This is a genomic window from Psychrobacter sp. Ps4 (assembly GCF_022129285.1).
In the GTDB taxonomy this organism is placed as follows: Bacteria; Pseudomonadota; Gammaproteobacteria; order Pseudomonadales; family Moraxellaceae; genus Psychrobacter; species Psychrobacter immobilis_A.
Window position 1 is genome coordinate 1 of record NZ_JADQAK010000039.1, and the last position, 3,210, is coordinate 3,210.

Sequence of the window (3,210 nt, forward strand, 5' to 3'; positions counted from 1 at the left end):
CATGCCAGGCAAATTTGAGATCAAGAAATTTGATCCAGTAGTTCGCCAGCACGTTGTGTACAAAGAAGCTAAAATCAAGTAATTGGTTCTCTGCTTTTTTGATAAAAACCCGGTTATTAGTAACTGGGTTTTTTTATATCTAAAATCTATGCTATACCCAATCACCTTGAAGGCTATTTCGCCTATTTAATGTTATTAGGTAAGGAAACGTTATGAAACTCACTCGTCGAGGCTGGAATAATGTCATGATTATCGGCGTCATCAGTTTTATTGCGATTATTCAACTTCCTGAGTTAATTAAGGCTCACTTAGCCAAAACAAGTACGCCTCAAGCACCCCAAGCTCATATCATTTCACTATTACCTGCCAACGCTCATATTAATCAATTGCGTTTTCGCCAGCATGATATTGATTTATTACCCCATGGTTGGCGTATCAAGCCGAGCTCACAACAAGCTCCTGAGACGTTCGTTAATTACTGGCAATCATTACAAGGTACCGAAGTTCTGCCTGAGATGTTGGCAAAACTTAAGCCGCTTCTAACAGACCCACAAACGGTTGAAATAGGTTTAGTTGGCCATAATGAACCGGCACGTATTACGGTTTATCAACTACCTAAGTTTTGGTTAATGCAAAATCCACAAGGTAAATGGCTAGCAATTAGCGTCGATAACGGGTATTTATTTCCTTAAAAGAATAAAAAAGGAAGTCATTTCATGCCTGAATTACCTGAGGTTGAGGTAACCCGTTTAGGAATTACCCCACATGTTTTACATCAAACAGTAACGGATATTGTTATTCGTAATGGACGCTTACGTTGGCCAATTTCAGATGATATTAATCAAATAAAGCAACAACCGATTACTAAAGTACGCCGTCGAGCGAAATATTTGTTGTTAGATACGCCTGTTGGTAGTGCCATTGTGCATTTGGGGATGTCGGGAAGTTTGCGTGTTTTACCTGCTGGAACGGCTCCCGAAAAGCACGATCATGTTGATTTGGTATTATCGAGCGGGGAAATCCTACGTTATAACGATCCACGTCGTTTTGGGGCTTGGTTATGGCAACCTGTTGATACAAAACACCATGTCTTAGCGAAATTAGGTCCTGAGCCGTTAACCGATGCATTCACTGCTGATTATTTACAGCAAAAAGCGAAGGGTAAGCGCACCGCGATAAAGCAATTTATTATGGACAATCACATTGTGGTGGGTGTTGGTAATATCTATGCCAATGAGTCACTGTTTTCGGCAGGTATCCATCCTCAAAAAGCGGCTGGAGAGGTAACTCCTCAAGCATTGACTGTTCTGGTGGATGAAATTAAAGCTGTATTAGCCTTTGCCATTCAACAAGGTGGTACAACGCTAAAAGATTTTAAAAATGCTGATGGTAAACCTGGCTATTTTGCTCAAGAACTACAAGTGTATGGTAAAGGTGGCCTGCCGTGCCCTAAGTGCGGTACTGAGCTTGCCGAGGTAAAAATCGGCCAGAGGGCAACGGTTTATTGCCCACAGTGTCAGCAATAACAAACTATAGGTTCAGTAATATTGATGGTAAGTGGTTTACCTAAAGATACCTCTTAACAGGTGATAGTGCTATGATCAAATCAGTATTGATAATTGGTTGATCATTTCAGCAATGATCTCGTAAGGAAGTAAGCAATGAAATATTTAGTGACCGGTGCTGCGGGCTTTATTGGAAGTGCAGTAACTGAGCGTTTATGCGCTTTAGGCCATCAGGTTGTTGGTGTTGATAACCTTAATGACTATTACGATGTGTCTTTAAAACAAGCGCGTCTGCAGCGTGCCGCTCATCCATTGTTTACTTTCATTGAATTGGATCTTGCGGATCGTGAAGGTGTGGCTCAGTTATTTGCAGATCAGCAATTTGATAAAGTGATCCATTTGGCGGCGCAAGCAGGAGTCCGTTATTCTATTGATAATCCTCTGGCTTACGCCGATAGTAACTTGGTGGGGCATCTAACGATTCTAGAAGGTTGTCGCCATCACAAGGTTAAACATTTGGTTTATGCCTCTTCTAGTTCGGTATATGGCTTAAATCACAAGACGCCTTTTAATACCTCAGACAGTGTTGATCACCCAATTTCGCTTTATGCTGCGACCAAAAAATCCAATGAATTAATGGCGCATACCTATTCTCATCTTTACGGTGTTCCAACGACGGGTCTACGCTTCTTTACCGTATATGGTCCATGGGGCCGTCCAGATATGGCACTATTTAAGTTCACTAATGCCATTATGGAAGGGAAAGAAATTGATGTGTATAACCACGGAGATATGCGTCGAGACTTTACCTATATCGATGATATTGTCGAAGGGGTTATGCGTATTCAAGATGTGATTCCTGAACCAAATCCAGATTGGACAGTAGAGACAGGCTCTCCAGCGACCAGTTCAGCACCTTATCGAGTGTATAACATTGGCCATGGTAGTCCTGTAAAACTGATGGATTACATCGAAGCGCTTGAAGAGGCGCTAGGCATCGAAGCGAAGAAAAACTTTATGGATATGCAGCCGGGTGATGTTTACATGACTTATGCTGATACAGAAGATTTATTTAACGCAACAGGCTACAAACCTGAAGTGAAAGTAAAAGAAGGCGTAAAAGCCTTTGTGGATTGGTATCGAGCTTACTATCAGAAGTAATGATTCGTTTAAATAAGAAGGAGGCCTGATGAGCCTCCTTTTTTGATTTAGACAATAGTGATTAGGCAAAGAGTTTTTTATTGAGAGCTTGTGAGATCTGATTTGGAACAAACTGGCTAACATCACCCTTATGAAGTGCGACTTCTTTAACTATGGTCGAAGATATAAATGAGTTCTCTTCAGCTGGGGTCAAGAAGACGGTTTCTAGCTCTGGCATCAAGCGGCGGTTCATATTGGCTAATTGAAATTCGTATTCAAAATCCGATACTGCGCGTAAACCTCGTACTAAAACATTGGCATTGTGTTCTTTGGCAAAATTGACCAGTAATCCTGAAAAACCAACAATTTCCACATTAGGAAGATGTTGAGTTACAGACTGAGCCAGTGCAACACGCTCGTTTAAATCGAAAAGCGGTTTTTTGGTTGGATTATATGCCACACCGACAATGACCGTATCGAACATCGCTGCTGCTCGCTCAATCAGATCAAGATGACCATTGGTGATGGGATCAAAAGTGCCTGGATAAATTACGCGTGTGGTCAT

At 41.5% G+C, this 3,210-nt stretch carries 5 protein-coding genes; 4 read left to right on the forward strand and 1 reads right to left on the reverse strand.

What is annotated here, in order from left to right:
* The 4 genes from rpmG to I3252_RS14165 form a co-directional block, all read left to right on the forward strand.
* The coding region (gene rpmG, locus I3252_RS14150; RefSeq protein ID WP_238035670.1) for a 50S ribosomal protein L33 at positions 1-82 on the forward strand (82 nt) is incomplete at its 5' end.
* A 130-nt stretch (positions 83-212) separates the two neighbouring features.
* Positions 213-692, forward strand: a complete 480-nt coding sequence (locus I3252_RS14155) for a hypothetical protein (protein ID WP_238035668.1) — start codon at positions 213-215, stop codon at positions 690-692.
* A 24-nt stretch (positions 693-716) separates the two neighbouring features.
* Positions 717-1,526, forward strand: a complete 810-nt coding sequence (gene mutM / locus I3252_RS14160) for a bifunctional DNA-formamidopyrimidine glycosylase/DNA-(apurinic or apyrimidinic site) lyase (protein ID WP_238035669.1) — start codon at positions 717-719, stop codon at positions 1,524-1,526.
* Between the two features lie 135 nt (positions 1,527-1,661).
* Entirely contained in the window at positions 1,662-2,666 is a 1,005-nt protein-coding gene (locus I3252_RS14165; RefSeq protein WP_138241863.1) for an NAD-dependent epimerase, read from the forward strand.
* A 61-nt stretch (positions 2,667-2,727) separates the two neighbouring features.
* Here the strand turns inward: I3252_RS14165 and coaD are convergent, their stop codons facing one another.
* Complete coding sequence (coaD, locus tag I3252_RS14170; RefSeq protein ID WP_044173998.1) at positions 2,728-3,210, reverse strand: pantetheine-phosphate adenylyltransferase; 483 nt, start codon at positions 3,208-3,210, stop codon at positions 2,728-2,730.